The sequence below is a fragment of the Aeromonas sp. QDB18 genome, assembly GCF_027705325.1.
GTDB lineage: Bacteria > Pseudomonadota > Gammaproteobacteria > Enterobacterales > Aeromonadaceae > Aeromonas > Aeromonas caviae.
This window is the reverse complement of sequence record NZ_JAPDBQ010000024.1, coordinates 18,124-35,056: the sequence shown is the minus strand read 5'-3', so window position 1 is coordinate 35,056 and position 16,933 is coordinate 18,124. Positions and strand designations below refer to the sequence as shown.

The window sequence follows — 16,933 nt, the reverse complement described above, 5'->3', positions numbered from 1 at the left end:
GTTAGCAGAGAAATGGCCGACAATCCGCAGCATCATTGCCGTTGAGCGCCACCGCAGCGCCAACGGAAAAGGAACGGTAGATACCTCCTACTATGTCAGTTCGTTATCCCCCAAGCACAAGCTGCTCGGGCACTATATTCGTCAGCATTGGCGGATAGAGAACAGCCAGCATTACATTCTTGATGTGGTGTTTAACGAGGATGCATCAAGGATAGCGATGGAGGATGCAGTCGAGAATATGGCGCTATTTAGACGGTTTGTTCTGAACATAGTAAAACAGAGTGATTGCGGCGCACCGAGCCAGAGAAACAAGCTAAAAAAAGCAAGCTGGGATGACAATTATCGGGCACAACTATTCTTTGGTTAAATAACCAACAAAGTATGCTCCCGCCCTGCCCCGTATTCGGTGACGAAGGCGGGAGTGGAGATCTCGAGAAAGAGCATCAGCCAGAGCCCCAGGGTGAGCCAGATCCGGATCAGCTGCATCCAGAGCCGCCCCGGCGCGTGGGGCCCGGCCAGCAACTGGGTCAAGACGGCGGGTACGCCCCAGACCCAGCAGAGGGTGGCAACGTCGACGCGAATGCCTTGCAGCAGCATCTCCTGCCAGCCAGAGACGGCATCCACCCGTTCCAGTTGCCAGAGGCCCAGGCCAAGGCGGCTGACGGTCAGGGAGATGAGCGCGATCAATGAAAAGACGGCGATGGGCCAAACCGGTCCCAGCCATTGTTTGATGGTGGTCATATTGTTCCTGCAAACCTGTTTGCGCCCAGTCCCCGGACGCATTGTTGTTATGGTGCAGGAGTATGACAGTGGCGCCTGGCAAAGGTTGCATGGGGGTGAGGTATAAATGGAGAAGCTGGCACGTTTTATGATTTTTTGTGACGGGATGCAGGGTTCGAAGAGAGCATAAAACGCTGGGGAAACTGTGATCCTGCTGGCACATCGAGACAATGGTCGTGCCTATAATGGCGCCGGATTTCTCAATCGGAGCCGAAGGGATGCCGGTCTTCATCGATGTGGAATATATGCAGGGCTGGTCTCTGTTCGTGGTGCTCTCCGACGGCACCACAGGCGTGCTGGATCTCACCCCCTGGCGCGGCCAGCCGCTGTTTGCGGCCATGGAGACCGAGCGTCGCTTCGCCCGTGTCTTCATCGATCATCGCCATCAACTGGCGTGGCCCTCGGGCTTCACCCTGGCGGCCCACGAGGTCTACCACCTGATCCTGCCCATCGACGAGCGCGCCGCCTTCCCCGATCGCAACATGCATCGCTTCTGACATGCTAACTCGTTGAGTCAGGTAACGTTTTCAGTCACAGACCCGCGTCGGTCAGGTCGTTATCATGACCCCAGTGCGGCGCTTTGGGCGCCCATCCACCACAGCGGGAACATAACAATGAAACAAGGAACGTTGCGTCGTGGCGGCCTCATCGGGCCGCCCTGTTACTGACGGCTTGCGGCAGCGGGGGAGGCGGTGGCAGCAGTGACCCCCAGCCTCCGGTGGTCAATCCGCCCCCCGCGTCGGCCAGCCGCGCCTGCTACGGCAATGATCAGCCAGCCTGCAACCTGCGCACCTACCAGGTGATGGTGGAGTCCTTCGTCGACGGCGATGGCAGCGCCAACTACGGCGTCGGCTACGGCCCCTCCCGGCACAACGGCGATCTGCAGGGGATCATCGACAGCCTCGACCACATCAAGAGCCTCAACGTCAACGCCATCTGGCTCACGCCGGTGTTTGACTCCTGCGCCGGCCAGGCCGGGGACGACCGGCTGGATGCCACCGGTTACTTCGCCTGCGACTTCTTCAACGTGGATCCCAACTTCGGCAGCAACGCCAAGCTTAAAAAACTGGTGGACGGGGCGCACCAGCGCGGGCTCTATGTCTTCCTCGACGGGGTGTTCGGCCACGTCAACAAGGTGGGGGTGAGCAAGCCTTCACCAGAGGGGCGGCTGCCTGCCCTCAAGAGCGGCGGCGCAGGCTACCCGGGTCAACTGGTGGATTACGGCCAGCCCGAGAGTCTGGCCTACTTCAAGGAGGTGGCCCGTTACTGGGTCGAGCAGTACGGCATCGACGGCTGGCGCCTCGATCAGGCTTATCAGTTGGGGCTGGATGACTGGCGCGCCATTCGCAGCGAGGTGGCCCAGGCCAGCGCAGCGCGCAAGGCCGCCGGCCAGCAGTGGGGCACCCTCGGCTACATGGTGGGGGAAGTGTGGAAGGGCGCCGACGAGATCCGCGCCCAGGCCTATGGCCCGAGCGACAACCCGGCGCTCTCTTCGGCGTTCGACTTCCCCCTGCGCTACGGCCTGGTACAGGCGCTGGCGGTGGAAGAGTCCGGCAAGGGCGGGCAGGGGGCCAGCGTGCTCGACGCCAGCTGGAACAAGGTGGAGAACTACCCGGACCATGCCATGCCCAACCTGATGCTGGGCAACCACGACCTGGTGCGCTTCGGCGATCTGCTGGAGCGGGGCAACTTCAATGGGGCGGACTACTGGCAGCGCCACAAGGCGGCCTTCAGCTTCATGGCCGCCCGCTCCGGTCCCATTACCTTCTACTATGGCGAGGAGTTTGGCGACGAGGTGCCTGGCTTTGCCAGTCAGGTGGGGGGCGACTGTGCGGCCCAGGGGCTCTGCGATGATCACGTGGCCCGCAGCGATGGCAAGGTCCCCGGTGTCACCGGCTTCGTGCCGAGCAGCGAGCAGGCCGAGCTCAAGCAGTGGCTGAGCGCTCTGCTGGCCCTGCGCGCCGCCCACCCCGCCCTCTATCAGGGGGAGCGGGTCAAGCTGGTGGCCGAGGGGAGCGTCTATGGCGACATCAAGCAGACGGCGGGCGAGCAAGTAGTCTACCTGCTCAATGTCTCCACCACGCCTCAGAGCTACGCCGTGCCGGTCGGCAAGCTGCGCAGCGGCAGCGCCCTGGTGGATCTGCAGAGCGGCGAGAACCTGGCCATCGGTGGCAGCAGCGTGACGGTGGACTTGCCGCCCCTCACCGGCCGCTTCCTGCTGGTGCGCTGAGGGAGGCAGACAACAGAAAGGGCTCCATAGTGGAGCCCTTTTTCATGGTGGCGGCTTACTTCTCGATGCCGCTGCCCAGATCGTCCCGGCGGGAAGAGACCGAGGGCTCGGCCCCGTGGCGCCAGTGTTCCAGCCGATTGTGCACCCCGCGGCGCAGGCTCTTGAAGCTGGCTTCCAAGTAGTCCACCCCCACCAGGATGGAGAGGGTGACGCCGGTGAGCAGCAGCGCCTGATGCAGCATGTCCATGCCGATGAGGGCGCCGAGGGCGGCCAGCATCCAGATGGCGGCGGCGGAGGTCACCCCCAGCACCTGACCATCCCGGGTCATCATGACCCCGGCCCCGAGAAAGCCGACCCCGGTGATGAGCTGACCCAGCACCCGCGCCTGATCGGCGCCCTGAGGACTGACGGCGGCGCCGATGGCGAGAAAACAGTAGGTGCCGAGCACGATGAGGGAAGAGGTGCGGATCCCCACCGGCTTGCCGCGAAGCTGCCGCTCCAGCCCCACCAGGGTGCCACACACCAGACAGACCAGGATGTTCTCCCAGCCAAGGGGCGCGATGTCCCACCACTGCATTGTCATCATATCCACCTCTGCTCGCGATGCTTGTTATCCTGTCGCGCTCTGCCCCCGGTTCTCCAGCCGCTGGCGGAAGGCCCGGGCGAGGCGCTCGTAGAGGTCCTTTGCCTCCCTGTCTTCAATATCGCCACGTATCCAGGGGTTGTCGATGATTTCCAGCAACACGCAGCCCTGACCCTGCTGGCGCAGATCCACCCCGAACAGGCCGTTGCCGAGCTGGTGCACGGCGCGGCGGGCGGTTTGCAGCACCCGCTCCGGCACGTCGCTGAGGGGCAGCGCCTCGATGCGGCTCATGTCGAGGGGGTGTTTGCGGCGACGGATGCGGTTGCCGGGTTCGGGTCGGTAGCGGCGGCAGGCGAACAGCGGCGAGCCGTCGAGAAAGCCGATGCGCCAGTCGAACTCGGCAGGGATCCGGCTCTGGACCAGCAGCAGGGCGGAGCGGGCCAGCCCCTCGTCCAGCAGGCGGGCGAGCTGGATGTCATCGCTGGCCATGGCGAGGTCGCGCCCCTGGGCGCCGTCGGGGATCTTCACCATCAGCGGCAGACCGAGGCGCTGCACCAGTTCGTCCACATGCTGGCGGCCGCGGCGGGTCACGACGGTGGTGGGGGGCATGGGCACGCCGCTGCGCACCATCAGCTCGTAGAGATAGAGCTTGTTGCTGCAGGCGAGGATGGCACGGGAGCTGTCGATGACCGGCATCTTGAGCTGCTCGGCACGGCGGGCAAATTCGAAGGTGTAGTGGCCGACCGCGGTCTCGGCGCGCAGCCAGAGGGTGTCGAACTCCGGCAACCGCTCGATGGCCGAGGGAGGCAGGATCTCGGCCTGGATCCCCTGGGCAGCGGCCGCCTTGATGAAACGCTCCAGCGCCAGGGCATCGCTGCTGGCGCGGCCGTCGTTGGGGTCGACCAGGATGGCGAGCTGGTAGCGTGGCGCCGTCTGTTCCTCGTCCCCCGTGCCCACCAGCGCCTGGGCGTGCTGCACCATCAGCGCCTTCTCGCTCGGGCTCAGCGCCAGCGGTGACAGGCTCTCCTGCTGGCGCACCGACCAGCCGTGGCGACCGCGCTTGAGGGTCAGCTCCTGCAGCGGCAACTGGCTCAGGCCGTAGTAATAGCGGGCGAGCCCCGCCAGCTCGCTCTGTTCGCACTGGCCGAAGATGGCGCGCACCCGGATCCTGTCCTCGCTCTGCTGGGCCAGCCAGCCCTGCAATTTGCGCCACAGCTTGGCGGGAGGCTGCTGGGGTTGCAGCCTGCTGATGGCCTGCAATCCCGGCAGGCAGTGGTGGCCGCGGGCCTGGGCCAGCAGGGAGCAGTAATAACCGGCCCCCAGGTGTTCCAGGCTGCGGCAGAGGTTGATGATGCGCGGACGCCCCCCTGTGGTGGGCAGACCGTGTTGCAGGTAGGTGCGGGCGGTCAGCAGATAGTCGGCATGGCAGGGCCAGTCGCCCGGCTCCTCGACGATGACATAGGTACTCATATTTTCAGGCTCCACAGAAAGGACTGCCAGAAACGGCAGGATCCCCAGTGGGCTTCGATGCACCGACAAGCACGACAATGGCGCGAGGGGAAACAAGAGGTTACAGTGCCTAATATTCTGCCTTGGTAACTTGTGATACAAGTCGCATTTCTGGTGCTGAGGATAAATAACCGAACAAGGACTCCCCGTGTTGACCGTGCGCGCCGCCCGAGCCGATGATTTGGGCGCCATCGTGAAGCTGGAACGCTACTGTTTTCCCCCCGAGGTCGCCTTCGGCCGCAGCCGCTGGCACTATCTGCTCAATCAGGCCAAGGGGCGCACCCTGCTGCTGCAAGACGAGAAGGCGCAGGTGATGGGCTATGTGAGCGTGCTGGAGCACAAAGGCTGGGATCGTCTCATCATCCAGACCCTCGCCATCCGCTGGACCATCCGCCGTCAGGGGTGGGCACGCCGCCTGCTGGAGCAGGTGATCCGGGAAGGGCGCGAGGCCGGCTGGGGGGCGATTCGCCTCGAGGTCGCCGACGCCAACCCAGAAGCCAGGACCCTCTATCAGGGGCTGGGGTTTCGCCCCGGGGTACGGCTGCCCGATTATTACGGGCCCGGCCAGCATGCCCACCGCCTGGTGCTGGCGCTGGGGAATGAGCGGCAGGCGCCATCATGAGTTGCGAAGATTGCCTGGCTACGGCCATCAGGGCCAAGCTCGGGCGCTGCCCGGTCTGTGCCGCCCAGACCTTTCTCATCGGGGTCGTCGGCTGGCTGGTCTGGTGGTGGTGCGGCGCCGATACCTCGGTCAACGCCCTGACCGGCCTGCTGTTTGCGCTGGGGGGCTCGGGTCTCTTCCTGCTGCATCTGGCGGTGTTCGCATGGCGAAAGCTGGGCAAACGCGACATATAACGTGCTGATTTTTCAAGAAGACAAATAACAATGGAGGTTCACATGATTGCAATGGTAACGGGCGCCTCGTCCGGCTTTGGTGAGGCCATCAGCCGCCTGCTGGTGAGCGCTGGCCACCGGGTGATCGGCACCGGGCGCCGCGGCGAACGGCTGGCCGCCCTGTCCGAGGATCTGGGCGAGCAGTTCCTGCCCCTGGTGTTCGACGTCCAGGACAAGGCTGCCACCCGCGCCGCCATCGAGGGGCTGCCGACCGAATGGCAACAGGTGGACCTGCTGGTCAACAACGCCGGCCTGGCACTGGGGCTGGAGCCTGCCCACAAGGCAGACCTTGAGGACTGGGAGCAGATGATCGCCACCAACATCAGCGGCCTGACCCTGATCACCCGGTTGCTGCTGCCGGGCATGGTGGCGCGCAACTGCGGCCACGTCATCAATATCGGCTCCATCGCAGGGACCTACCCCTATCCGGGCGGCAACGTCTACGGCGCGACCAAGGCGTTCGTGAAGCAGTTCAGCCTCAACCTGCGTGCCGATCTGGCGGGCACGGCGGTGCGTGTCACCAACGTGGAGCCCGGCCTGTGTGGCGGCACCGAGTTCTCCAACGTGCGCTTCCACGGCGACGACGCCAAGGCGGCCACCGTCTATCAGGGGGTGCAGGCCATCCTGCCGGAAGACATCGCCAATACCGTACTCTGGATCAGCGAGCAGCCTGCCCACGTCAACATCAACAGCATCGAGATCATGCCGGTGGCCCAGACCTTCGGTCCGCTCCACATCAGCCGTCGCTGATGTCATGACGAGCCGACTTCTGTCCACAAGAGGCGCCTTCGGGCGCCTTTTTTGATGGATCTGGTCGCACTCGTCATGGAGTGCAGAAGGAGGCGTGCTGTGACCCCGTGCTGAACCATCGGAAGAGGGGGGTACTCAAGTTGGCCTGCAATTTGCTGTCTCCGGCCCATGGCGGGGAACTCGTCCCCGGAGCCGGCGAGGCCGACAGTGAGCGTGGAGCCTTCATGGATATCAAACCCTATGGTCATCAACTTGCCCAGAGCGCGTCCCAGAACCGTGCCCTGGCGACCCTCAGCGACAGCGACGACAAGCAGAGCGGCTGGTCTCAGCAGGTCAGCCTCTCCAGTCAGGTGCTGACCGGCAAGGCGCAGCAGGCGCTGACCTACGAGCATCTGGCCAGGAACGGCAAGAACACAGTCCTGACCGGTGGCGTCAAGGATGCGCGGGTGCAGCAGATGGTGGACAAGGCCCTGGGCTTTGATCGCAAAAAATTTGACGATCTCGAGCGTCAGCTCAAGGGGACAGCGGATGACAAGACGCTCTCTGCCGAGGAGCGCGAAACGCAGAGCAAGGACCTGTCCGCGCAGCGCGATGCCATGCTCAAGGAGGCCATGGATCGCCTCACCGGCAAATCCGCCTCCCAGGCATGATGTGATTCAAACGGCAATCTTTGGGCGTTAAAGGCAAGGGGTTGCCCCCTTGCCACGGGGCCGGCAGGCAGTGGGAGGCACGGCCTGCCGTGGTCAGGGCTCAGGGACTCTGGGGGGCGATCCCGATGGCGATGGCGGTGGTCTGCACGGCCTTGATCTGGTCCCCCTTGGCGATGAGGGCGAACTGGGCCGGATCCTGCACCTTGAGGGTCAGGGTATGGTCAACCCCCTTGACCCGGATGGTCTGGTGCGCCTTGTCCACGTCGATGACGTCGGCATAGATGGTTACCTGCATGCCGGCGCCGGCAGCAGGTTTCTCCCCGGCGGCCGCCTTGCCCCCTTCCACTTCCACCACCCGTTTTCTCACCCCGGCGGTGCCCTTGAGCAGGGTCAGGTCCAGCAGTTGCAGATATCTCAGGGCCACGACATCTCCCACCTTGAGCTGGGGAAGGTTGGTCACCTCCTCCCCGGCGATCAGATCCAGGGTCTGCCCTTCGGCATTTTTCAGGCTGACCTTGCGGGTGGCCAGGTCGATGGCGGTGACGGTTGCTCTGGCGGTCAGTTCTTCGGCCAGGCTGGCTTGTCCGGGGGCCACGGCCACATGGGTGGTGACCTCGGCGGCATAGAGCAGGGGAGGGGCACAGAGGGTGAGGGCACCCGCAATCCAGGCGTGCTTCAGTTTCATGATAGAGACCCTGTGAGTGGGAAAGGGACCCCGGGAGGGGCTTGAGGGGGCGACGAACTCGTCTTCCCGCTATCACCATAGCAAAGCCGGGCAGGAGCGCCCGGCATCGGCAGGCTGGCATCGTATTTTTGACGACAGGCTCCCGTTTTTGACCTGATGGCACGGCAGGCGCACAATTCCCCGGCATGCAATCAACCGAGGGCTCTGCCGTGTACAACTTCCAATATGCCAATCCCACCCGCATCTGTTTTGGTGAAGGCCAGATCGCCAGGCTGCCCGAGCTGATCCCGGCCGGCAGCCGTCTGCTGGTGCTCTACGGGGGTGGCAGCATCAAGCAGAACGGGGTCTATGAGCAGTTGACCCAGGCGCTGGCGGGCCGGGAGTGGCTGGAGTTTCCCGGCATCGGCGCCAACCCCCAGTACGATCAGCTGATGGAGGCGGTGGCCCTGGTCAAGCGCGAGCGCATCGACTTCCTGCTGGCGATGGGTGGCGGTTCCGTGGTGGATGGCACCAAGTTCGTGGCCGCCGCGGCCTGCTTCGAGGGGGACGACCCCTGGGAGATCCTGCGGGACAAGGCCTCCATCAAGGGGGCGCTGCCGCTCGGCTGTGTGCTGACCCTGCCGGCCACCGGTTCGGAGAGCAACCCCGCCGCCGTGGTGAGCCGGGGGGAGGCCAAGCTCTCCTTCTACAATCCGCTGGTGCAACCGGTGTTTGCGGTGCTGGATCCCGCCACTACCTACAGCCTTCCGCCGCGCCAGGTGGGCAATGGCGTGGTGGATGCCTTCGTCCACATCCTCGAGCAGTACCTCACCTTCCCGGTGGGGGGCGAGGTGCAGGACCGGCTGGCGGAGGGGCTGCTGCAGGTGCTGGTGGACAACGGTCCGCGGGCGCTGGCGGAGCCCACCAACTACCAGGTGCGCGCCAACCTGATGTGGGCGGCCAGCCTGGCGCTCAACGGCCTCATCGGTCGCGGCGTGCCCCAGGACTGGTCCACCCACGCCATCGGTCACCAGCTCACCGCCCTGCACGGGCTGGATCATGCCCAGAGCCTGGCTGTGGTGTTGCCCTCCCTGCTGCGGGAGCAATCGGCCCAGAAGCAGGAGAAGCTGGCCCAGTTCGCCGAGCGGGTGTGGCACTCCAGCCGCGAGGACAAGGCGCTGCGCATCGAGGAGGCCATCATCCGCACCGAGCAGTTCTTCCAGCAGATGGGGGTGGGTACCCGGCTTGCCGACTACGGGCTGAGCGAGAGCTGCATCCCCGGTATCTGCTCCAACCTCAAGCGTTTCGGGCTGACCGCCCTCGGGGAGCAGCAGGACATTGATCCCGACAAGGTAGCCAGGATCCTGTCCCACGCGCTGTAAGTCATCCTGGCAACCATAGTGGCGCGGATCCTTTCCCTCGCCCTCTGATCACCGGCTGGCCAACGGAAAAGAAAGCGCCCCGATCATCGCAATGCTGTTCACTTAAGAGAATTTGAGTTCCAGTCCACGTAGTATCAGGGCTAAAAAATGAGGGAGGCATGATGCCTCCCTCTTTCTATTGCAAGCCACGCTGGATAAAGGCTGAAGGAACATCGACTGGAAACAGCCTTGCTCCCCCAACTCAAGTCGCATTTATGAATAATTAGTCAAAAATGTGCTTATCTGAACAGCATTGCCCCGATCATCGGGGCGTTTTGCGTGGTGTCGCCGGGCACTGCCGTTTATTCGGCGCTGCGGTCCAGCTCGCGCTCCAGCGCCGCCGCCTTCTGGCGGGCCGGATGGGTATTGAGGCGCTGCCAGTAGGCTTGCAGATGCGGGAACTGGGCCAGCTGGCCGCTCTGGGCCAGCAGATCCACCAGGAAGGAGTTCAGGATGTCGGCGCCGGTGAGGCGATCGGCCACCAGGTAGTGGCGGCTTGCCAGCACCTCATCGAGGTAGCCCAGCACCTTGGTACACTCGGCTTTGGCGTAGTCCGGCAGGAAGCGCATCGGGCTGCCATCCTTGCGCACGAACATATCGAGCAGCAGCGGCAGAATACCGGAGCTCTCGGCGAAGTGGAGCCACTGCAGGTATTCGGGATACTCCGGGCTGTCAGTGGCCGGTGCCAGCCGTTCCGGAGCGTGGCGGGCGATCAGGTATTCGGTGATGGCACCGGATTCCGCCAGCACCCGGCCGTCAAACTCGATGACCGGCGACTTGCCGAGGGGGTGGACGGCCTTGAGCTCGGGCGGCGCCAGGAAGGTGGCGGCATCGCGCTGGTAGGCCTTGATCTGGTAGGGCAGGCCCAGCTCTTCAAGCAGCCAGATGATGCGCTGGGAGCGGGATTTGTTCAGGTGGTGCAGGACTATCATGGAAACCTCGACGCAGTGACGGAAGGCGGTGATACGCAGCGCCCCGGCAGCAGGTTCACTTATGGATGAAAAAGAGCGGGCGTGGTGCCCGCTCCTTTGTCGATTGACTCAGGCCTCCAGCGCCTGATCCAGATCCGCCAGTATGTCCTCGATGGCTTCGATTCCCACTGACAGCCGGATCATCTCAGGTTTCACTCCAGCCTTGGCCTGCTCCTCTTCGCTCAACTGGCGATGGGTGGTAGAGGCGGGGTGGCAGGCCAGGGACTTGGCGTCGCCGATGTTGACCAGCCGCTTGAAGATCTTGAGGGCATCGTAGAAGCGCACGCCCGCCTCGTAGCCGTCCTTCAGGCCGAAGGAGAGGATGGCCGAGGGGCGACCGGCCATGTACTTCTCCGCCAGCGGGTAGTGGGGGTGACCCGGCAGACCGGCGTAGCTGACCCAGGCCACCTTGGGGTGGTGCTTGAGGTGGTGGGCCACCCGCAGAGCGTTGTCCACGTGGCGCTCCATGCGCAGGCTAAGGGTTTCCAGCCCTTGCAGCAGCAGGAAGGCGTTCATCGGCGCCAGCGCTGCGCCGGTATTGCGCAGCGGCACGGTGCGCACCCGGCCGATGAAGGCCGCCGGGCCGAAGGCCTCGGTGTAGACCACCCCGTGATAAGAAGGCTCGGGTTGGGTCAGCTGGGGGAAGCGCTCGGCGTGATCCGCCCAGGGGAACTTGCCCGAGTCGACGATGACGCCCCCCAGGGAGTTGCCGTGGCCGCCGACATATTTGGTCAGGCTGTGCACCACGATGTCGGCGCCGTGTTCGATGGGTTTGCACAAGACCGGAGTGGCGACCGTGTTGTCGACGATGAGCGGCACGCCGCGGGCGTGGGCGGCCTTGGCCAGGGCGGCGATGTCGACGATGTTGCCGGCCGGGTTGCCGATGCTCTCGCAGTAGACCGCCTTGGTTTTGTCATCGATGAGGGCGGCGATGGCCTCGGCGCTGTCATCCTTGGCGAAGCGTACCTCGACCCCGAAGCTCGGCAGCATGTGGGCGAACAAGGTGTAGGTGCCGCCATAGAGTTGGGGGGTGGAGACGATGTTGTCACCGGCGGCGGTCAGCGCCTGGATGGCGTAGGTGATGGCGGCGGAGCCCGCCGAGACCACCAGGCCGGCGATGCCCCCTTCCAGCGCGGCCATCCGCTGCTCCAGCACATCGTTGGTGGGGTTCATGATGCGGGTGTAGATGTTCCCCGGCACCGCCAGATTGAACAAGTCCGCCCCGTGCTGGGCGCTCTCGAACTCGTAGGCCACCGTCTGGTAGATGGGCACGGCAACGGCCTTGGTGGTGGGGTCGTTGGCAAAGCCGTGGTGCAGGGCCAGGGTCGCATCTTTCATCACACACTCCTTGTTGGATGTCACCATTATGGATGGATAGACGTCCAATCTAGCAGTCCTGGCGCCGATGTAAACCACCCATTCCGGCAAAGCAATGCCGGGGGATGGGGGTGACCGGATGGCGTCGGTGACGGCAACCTCAGAGACGGCGGCGATACTCCCTGTCGTCTATCTGGTGCATATCCCACTGCATCAGGCGGTTGAGCTGCACCATGGGATCTTCGACCAGCGTCAGAGGGCGGGGCAGGATCCTCAGGAAGTAGCGACGAAGGGTTTGCTGGATCCGGTTCGGTTTGAGGGGGTTGGCATGGCTCATGATGGTGCTCCTGTGCAGTGGTTCTCACGTTCGCCAGCAGTATTGAGCTAAAATGCGGAAGTAAAAACTGATGACTTTCAGAGACAGGATTTCCTCTTTTATGCCTACCACCCGCCTTTATCAGCAATTTCAACGGCTCACCCAGCAGCTTGGCTGCGATGAGCGGGAGATCAGCCTCGCCGAGGTGGCGGATCTGCTCTGCTGCACCACGCGCAATGCCCGCCTGCTGCTGCGCCGCATGGAAGGGCAGGGCTGGCTGTGCTGGACGGCGGAGGCAGGGCGGGGGCGGCGCTCCCGCCTCACCCTGCTCGACAACCAGGAGAGCCTGACCCGGCGCCGATTGCGGGATCTGCTGAGTCAGGGCCAGCTGGCGCAGGCGGTGCGGCTGGCCGAAGATCGCCTGGATCTGCTCACCCCGCTGCTTATCGAGCAGCTCGGCCAGGCCACCCGGGAGGGGCGCCAGATCCTGAGGGTGCCCTACTACCGGCCCCTGCCCAGTCTGCTGCCCACCGCGCCCTTGCGCCGCTCCGAAATTCACCTGAGCCGCCAGATCTTCAACGGCCTCACCCGGCGAAATGAGGAAAATGGGGAAATCGAGGGCGATCTGGCTCACCACTGGGAGCAGGTCGGCCCTTGTCACTGGCGCTTCTACCTGCGCCCGGCGGTGCGCTTTCACCACGGGCGTGAGCTGGTGGTGGAGGATGTGATGGAGAGTCTGCTGGCCTTGCGGGATCGCCCGTTGTTCGCCCATCTGGCGCGGCTGGAGAGCCCCTGGCCGCGCACCCTGGATCTCTATCTCGACAGCCCGGATCCTCTGCTGCCCGACCTGCTGGCCGAGCCGGTGGCGGCCATTTTGCCGCGCGAGCTCAAGGGGGAGGCGGGCTTTGCCCTGCAACCGGTGGGTACCGGCCCCTATCGGGTGATCGCCAACGACCCGCTGCAGCTGCGCCTCGCCGCCTTTGACGACTATTTCGGCCTGCGCGCCCTGCTCGACGAGATCGACATCTGGATGTTGCCGGAGCTGGCGGAGCGGCTGGAGAGCCACCTGCAGCTGGGTCGCGACAGCCCCGAGCTTGGCACCATGCGCGGCGAGTCGGAGCTCGAATCGGGCTGCTACTTCCTGCTGCAGGACGAGCGCTCCCGCGCCTTGCAGGATCCTGCTCTGCGCTACTGGATCATTCAGCTGCTCAGTCCGGTGGCCCTGATGGCACGGGTTTCCCCCGAGCTGCAACGGGGCTGGACCAGCGCCCTCGGCATGCTGCCCCACTGGCGCGAGGCGCTGCCACCGCCGCCGCCCCGGCCACAGAGCCTGCCACAGCGGCTGGTGCTCGCCTGCTTCAACCAGCATATCGAGTTCAATGAGTGTGCCGGTGCCATGGCCGATCTGCTCGGGTCGCAGGGAATTGAGCTGGAGGTGCGTACCCTCGACTACGGTCGCTGGGTGAGCGGTGAGGACGAGGATGTGGATCTCTGGCTTGGTACCCTCAACCTTGAACATGAGGGGCCCTTTGCCCCCTACGGCTGGTTGCAGGGCACCCCCTTGTTGCGCCGGGTGTGGGCCAGCCAGCAGGCCCTGTGGCAGGGATTGACGCAGTGGCGCGCCCATGGTGAAGAGCCCGGCCCCCGCGCCCTGCTGGCCGAGGTGCAGCGCCAGAGCTGGTTTGTGCCGCTGTTTCACCACTGGCTGGAGCTGGAGAGCCGTACTGGCGTGCACGGGGTGCGGATGACGGCGCTCGGCTGGTTCGATTTTCGCAGCGCCTGGCTGCGACCCGAGCTGGTTGGTCAGGCACAGGGCGATGGCGGGGAGCTTGAGTCCTGATGCGGGGCGCGTTAGCCTGAGCGCGGTTCAACGACAAGGAGTCACCAGCCATGCTGGAAATGCAGATCCAACCCCGCTTTCAGGAGACAGATGCCCTCGGCCATATCAACAATACGGTGCCGGCGGTCTGGTTTGAGTCGGCGCGGGATCCCCTGTTCCGGATTTTTTCGCCCGAGCTGGATGTGCATGACTGGCACCTGATCATCGCGGGCTACACGGTGCAGTTCAAACGGGAGCTGTTCTACGGCCAGCCGGTCACCATCAAGACCGGTGTGCGCCGCATTGGCAGCAGCTCCTTCACCATCTGGCAGGAAGCCTGGCAGCAGGGGGAGCTGGCCGTCACTGGCGAGACGACCCTGATCCATTTTGACTATCGGGCACGCCAATCCATCCCCCTGAGCGAGACTCACCGGGAGGGACTGAGGGTCTGGCTGGTAGAGAGTTAATCCGGCCTTCGGGCCCACCACAGGACACTTATGCGCACAACCGCGATCGCCCTGAGCCTCGGCTTGGGACTGGGACTCTGCTCCCTGCCTTCATTTGCCGCCTCCCTGGCCGAGCAGTTCACCCTGATGGAGAAGGGGGCCGACAGCGCCCTCGATACCCGCTTGTTCAGCCACGATGGCGTTGACATCAAGGCCTGGGTCGACGGCACGCCTGTCATCATCGCCGTGCCCATCCTGAACGAGCAGGGCAAACAGGAAGGGGAGAGCCGTTACTACTTCAAGGGCGGCAAGCTGTTCGGGGTGAAGGAGCCCGCCGCCCAGTTCGCCTTCGATGACAGTGGCAAGCTGACCCAATGGCTGGACGACAAGGGGCAGCCTGCGGAGTTTGTCAGCAAGATGAGCATGCAGCAGCGGGAAGCCTGGCTGGCCAGACGGGCGGCCGAGCTGGGCGGGTTGTTTGCACCGAGCACCGCCGAGGAGAAGGCTGACAAGGGGGGCGTCAAGCTCAAGGGGGCCGAGCTCGCCCAGTGGCTCTGCAATGGCAAGCTGATGGCGCTCGCCGGAGGTGACAAGGTGACCTTCGAGCCGGCCAAACTCAAGAGGAGTGCAGAGGGCATCAAGGGAGAAGTTTCCCTGCGCCAGGAGAAGGGGTGGCAGGATCTCTGCCTCACCTGCGAGGTGCAGGGCAACCGGGTGACTCGCCTCATCTGGCAGCCGCTGCCGGGTGCCAACAAGCCGCAGTAAGGGCGGCAGCGTCAAAGAATGGGGGCCCACTTGCGGGCCCCTTTTTCATGCCGGTTACTGCTCGTCCAGGGTGAGCCGGGTGAGGGCCTCCACCCGTCGCCACTGACCGGGCTCGAACCAGCGTGCCAGGATCTCCGGCTGCTGGCTGACCCGGGCCTCGGCAGGCAGGGGCCTGATCTCGTCCAGATAGCCGGCCAGCTGCTGCTCGAACCCCTGCTGGCTCTCTGCCAGCTGGTGCAACCGGTCTGCCGCCTCCGGTCCCAACTGTTCGCGCAGTGCGGCGTCACGCCCGGCTGCGGGGAGTTGCTCCAGAGCCTGCAGATCGCCGAGCAGGCGGCTGTTGGCCTCCGCCTCCCGAAACCACTGGGGCTGCTCCGCCAGCCAGAGCTCCAGCTCACTCGCCAGCAGCGGCTTGTCGGCATCGCTGGCCTCCGCCAGCGCCTTGCGGCGCAGGGTCCACTGCTCCATCAGCCTGTCCTCGGCAAACAGCTGCTCCTGCTCGACCGGGGTGAAACGCTGCCTGCGCAACTGTTCGCGCTCGTCGAACAGCTTCTGCAAGCTGGCCAGGCCCGGATCCGTCGGCACCGTCAGGCTGCCCTCAGCCGCGAGAAAGGCTTCATGGCGGGCCTGCAGCGAGCCCTTGTCCGGCGGCGGTGCGGCCTGCCTGACCAGAGGGGACGCGGGCCCGGCATGTTGCGGCGAAGGAGAAGGGGCGGTTGCGTCAGCGGAGGGCCAATATTGCCAGCCCCCCAGCAGCAGGGCCGCAGCCAGCGGAGCGGCCATCAGCCATGCCCTGTTCATAGTCCCAGCCTCTGCAGGCGGTTGGCGTGCTGGCGATAGAGGTTGACCGGGTCTGTCTCGAACAGGTGGCGAATGCCGAACGACTGGTTCACCTCGTCCAGATGGTTCATGCGGTAGTGGGTGCCGATCACCTTGCCGAGGTGGCTGCTGCACACCCCGACCAGGCCGTCACTGGGCTCCTTGAAGAAGCTGCCGGTCAGCGCCAGCGCCGGATCCACCGGATCCAGGATGTTGGTCATGGTGCCGCGCCCGCTCCAGGAGAAGTAGTAGACCCCGTTGGCGGCCTGCATGGGCCCTTCACCGCAATGCTGGCTAGGCAGCCCTTCCGGATAGCGCTGGTTGAAGCGCTGGGCGCCGGTGCTGGTGAGGGCGTCGAGGGCGGCGAGGGGATCCTGCGGCAGCTGGCTGCCCCCGGAGAGCAGCGAGATGACCCCGGACAGGGCCGAGGCGGCGGCCACCGCCAGACCTTCGGCCGCCGAGCCCGGCGTCACCTTGGCCCGCACCAGGTCGGCGATCTCCGAGCCATGGTTGACCCCGCCCACGCTGGTGGCGGAAGCGACCAGCTCGGGGGCGACAGAAGCGACGTAGCGAATGGTGGGGCCGCCGTGGGAGTGGCCGATGAGGTTCACCTTCTCCGCCCCTGTGATGGCGAGCACCTGCTGCACCTGCTTGAGCAGCTGTTCACCGCGCAGCTCCGAGCTCTGGGTGGCGGAGACCTGGGCCACGTAGACCTTGGCGCCATCCCGGGTCAGGGCCTGGGGGATGCCGTAGAAGTAATCGACACCGAGCAGCTTGTCGAAACCGAACAGACCGTGCACCAGCACTATGGGGTAGCGGGTCTGGGTATAACCGGCCCCCTGACCCAGCATGGGCAGGGCGCACAACAGCATCAATAGCCATCTTTTCATCTTCACCGTCCTTGTGAAAAAACCGGCTGCATTCTGGTCGTCACCGGGGCAGGCACCGGCCTCATGCCAGTACCGGCAGCATGGTAGCTGAACTCAAATGTATCTGTGG

General features: G+C 64.7%; 18 protein-coding genes and 2 pseudogenes. 11 read left to right on the top strand and 9 right to left on the bottom strand.

Annotation, left to right across the window (positions count from 1 at the left end; translation table 11 throughout):
* Positions 1–367: ISAs1 family transposase (locus tag OKC30_RS06225; RefSeq protein ID WP_270804167.1), on the top strand; the 367-nt coding region annotated here is incomplete at its 5' end.
* A 29-nt stretch (positions 368–396) separates the two neighbouring features.
* Here the strand turns inward: OKC30_RS06225 and OKC30_RS06220 are convergent.
* A pseudogene (locus tag OKC30_RS06220) lies at positions 397–741 on the bottom strand (LTA synthase family protein); the annotation flags it as partial.
* A 257-nt stretch (positions 742–998) separates the two neighbouring features.
* Here OKC30_RS06220 and OKC30_RS06215 point away from each other — a divergent pair.
* Complete coding sequence (locus OKC30_RS06215; RefSeq protein WP_043154040.1) at positions 999–1,277, top strand: DUF2442 domain-containing protein; 279 nt, start codon at positions 999–1,001, stop codon at positions 1,275–1,277.
* A 117-nt stretch (positions 1,278–1,394) separates the two neighbouring features.
* Positions 1,395–3,010 (top strand): annotated as a pseudogene (locus OKC30_RS06210) (alpha-amylase family glycosyl hydrolase).
* A 55-nt stretch (positions 3,011–3,065) separates the two neighbouring features.
* Here OKC30_RS06210 and OKC30_RS06205 read toward each other — a convergent pair.
* Together OKC30_RS06205 and OKC30_RS06200 are read right to left on the bottom strand one after the other, a co-directional pair.
* Positions 3,066–3,596 (bottom strand): MgtC/SapB family protein, encoded by a 531-nt coding sequence (locus OKC30_RS06205; protein ID WP_160836811.1) that lies wholly within the window; start codon positions 3,594–3,596, stop codon positions 3,066–3,068.
* A gap of 24 nt (positions 3,597–3,620) precedes the next feature.
* Positions 3,621–5,063 carry a RimK family alpha-L-glutamate ligase gene (locus OKC30_RS06200; protein ID WP_010672720.1) on the bottom strand — a complete coding sequence of 481 codons (1,443 nt, stop codon included), beginning with the start codon at positions 5,061–5,063 and terminating at the stop codon, positions 3,621–3,623.
* A 187-nt stretch (positions 5,064–5,250) separates the two neighbouring features.
* On the opposite strand from OKC30_RS06200, the gene OKC30_RS06195 reads away from it, so the two are divergent.
* The 4 genes from OKC30_RS06195 to OKC30_RS06180 all read left to right on the top strand — a co-directional run bounded on the left by OKC30_RS06195 (position 5,251) and on the right by OKC30_RS06180 (position 7,396).
* Positions 5,251–5,724, top strand: a complete 474-nt coding sequence (locus OKC30_RS06195; RefSeq protein WP_052815613.1) for a GNAT family N-acetyltransferase — start codon at positions 5,251–5,253, stop codon at positions 5,722–5,724.
* Entirely contained in the window at positions 5,721–5,957 is a 237-nt protein-coding gene (locus tag OKC30_RS06190; protein WP_041212265.1) for a DUF3624 domain-containing protein, read from the top strand. Before OKC30_RS06195 ends, OKC30_RS06190 begins: the two co-directional genes overlap by 4 nt.
* 42 nt (positions 5,958–5,999) lie before the next feature.
* Entirely contained in the window at positions 6,000–6,746 is a 747-nt protein-coding gene (locus OKC30_RS06185; protein ID WP_052815614.1) for an SDR family oxidoreductase, read from the top strand.
* Between the two features lie 224 nt (positions 6,747–6,970).
* Positions 6,971–7,396 carry a hypothetical protein gene (locus OKC30_RS06180; RefSeq protein ID WP_160836809.1) on the top strand — a complete coding sequence of 142 codons (426 nt, stop codon included), beginning with the start codon at positions 6,971–6,973 and terminating at the stop codon, positions 7,394–7,396.
* Between the two features lie 100 nt (positions 7,397–7,496).
* Here OKC30_RS06180 and OKC30_RS06175 read toward each other — a convergent pair whose 3' ends face one another.
* On the bottom strand, positions 7,497–8,081 hold the full coding sequence (locus OKC30_RS06175; RefSeq protein WP_041212267.1) for a hypothetical protein: 585 nt from the start codon (positions 8,079–8,081) through the stop codon (positions 7,497–7,499).
* Between the two features lie 185 nt (positions 8,082–8,266).
* Here OKC30_RS06175 and OKC30_RS06170 point away from each other — a divergent pair, with 185 nt between their 5' ends.
* On the top strand, positions 8,267–9,442 hold the full coding sequence (locus OKC30_RS06170; protein WP_160836807.1) for an iron-containing alcohol dehydrogenase: 1,176 nt from the start codon (positions 8,267–8,269) through the stop codon (positions 9,440–9,442).
* 341 nt (positions 9,443–9,783) lie between these two features.
* On the opposite strand, the gene OKC30_RS06165 is transcribed toward OKC30_RS06170, so the two are convergent.
* From OKC30_RS06165 to OKC30_RS06155, 3 genes are all read right to left on the bottom strand, one after another.
* A complete protein-coding gene (locus tag OKC30_RS06165; protein WP_160836805.1) occupies positions 9,784–10,413 on the bottom strand; it encodes a glutathione S-transferase family protein in 630 nt (209 codons plus the stop codon).
* A gap of 108 nt (positions 10,414–10,521) precedes the next feature.
* Positions 10,522–11,790 (bottom strand): O-acetylhomoserine aminocarboxypropyltransferase/cysteine synthase family protein, encoded by a 1,269-nt coding sequence (locus tag OKC30_RS06160; RefSeq protein ID WP_052815620.1) that lies wholly within the window; start codon positions 11,788–11,790, stop codon positions 10,522–10,524.
* A 139-nt stretch (positions 11,791–11,929) separates the two neighbouring features.
* Positions 11,930–12,106, bottom strand: coding sequence for a hypothetical protein (locus tag OKC30_RS06155; RefSeq protein ID WP_080988754.1), 177 nt, complete (start codon positions 12,104–12,106; stop codon positions 11,930–11,932).
* A 100-nt stretch (positions 12,107–12,206) separates the two neighbouring features.
* On the opposite strand from OKC30_RS06155, the gene sgrR reads away from it, so the two are divergent.
* From sgrR to OKC30_RS06140, 3 genes are read left to right on the top strand one after another with little or no spacing between them, the layout of a single operon-like run.
* A complete protein-coding gene (gene sgrR, locus OKC30_RS06150; protein WP_161957711.1) occupies positions 12,207–13,925 on the top strand; it encodes an HTH-type transcriptional regulator SgrR in 1,719 nt (572 codons plus the stop codon).
* Positions 13,926–13,975: 50 nt separating this feature from the next.
* On the top strand, positions 13,976–14,371 hold the full coding sequence (locus OKC30_RS06145; protein WP_103858697.1) for an acyl-CoA thioesterase: 396 nt from the start codon (positions 13,976–13,978) through the stop codon (positions 14,369–14,371).
* A gap of 30 nt (positions 14,372–14,401) precedes the next feature.
* Entirely contained in the window at positions 14,402–15,115 is a 714-nt protein-coding gene (locus OKC30_RS06140) for a hypothetical protein (protein WP_160836803.1), read from the top strand.
* Between the two features lie 54 nt (positions 15,116–15,169).
* On the opposite strand, the gene OKC30_RS06135 is transcribed toward OKC30_RS06140, so the two are convergent.
* Both OKC30_RS06135 and OKC30_RS06130 read right to left on the bottom strand, forming a co-directional pair.
* On the bottom strand, positions 15,170–15,916 hold the full coding sequence (locus tag OKC30_RS06135; protein ID WP_160836800.1) for a lipase secretion chaperone: 747 nt from the start codon (positions 15,914–15,916) through the stop codon (positions 15,170–15,172).
* Complete coding sequence (locus OKC30_RS06130) at positions 15,913–16,824, bottom strand: lipase family alpha/beta hydrolase (protein ID WP_039039783.1); 912 nt, start codon at positions 16,822–16,824, stop codon at positions 15,913–15,915. Before OKC30_RS06130 ends, OKC30_RS06135 begins: the two co-directional genes overlap by 4 nt.
* Positions 16,825–16,933 lie beyond the last annotated feature (109 nt).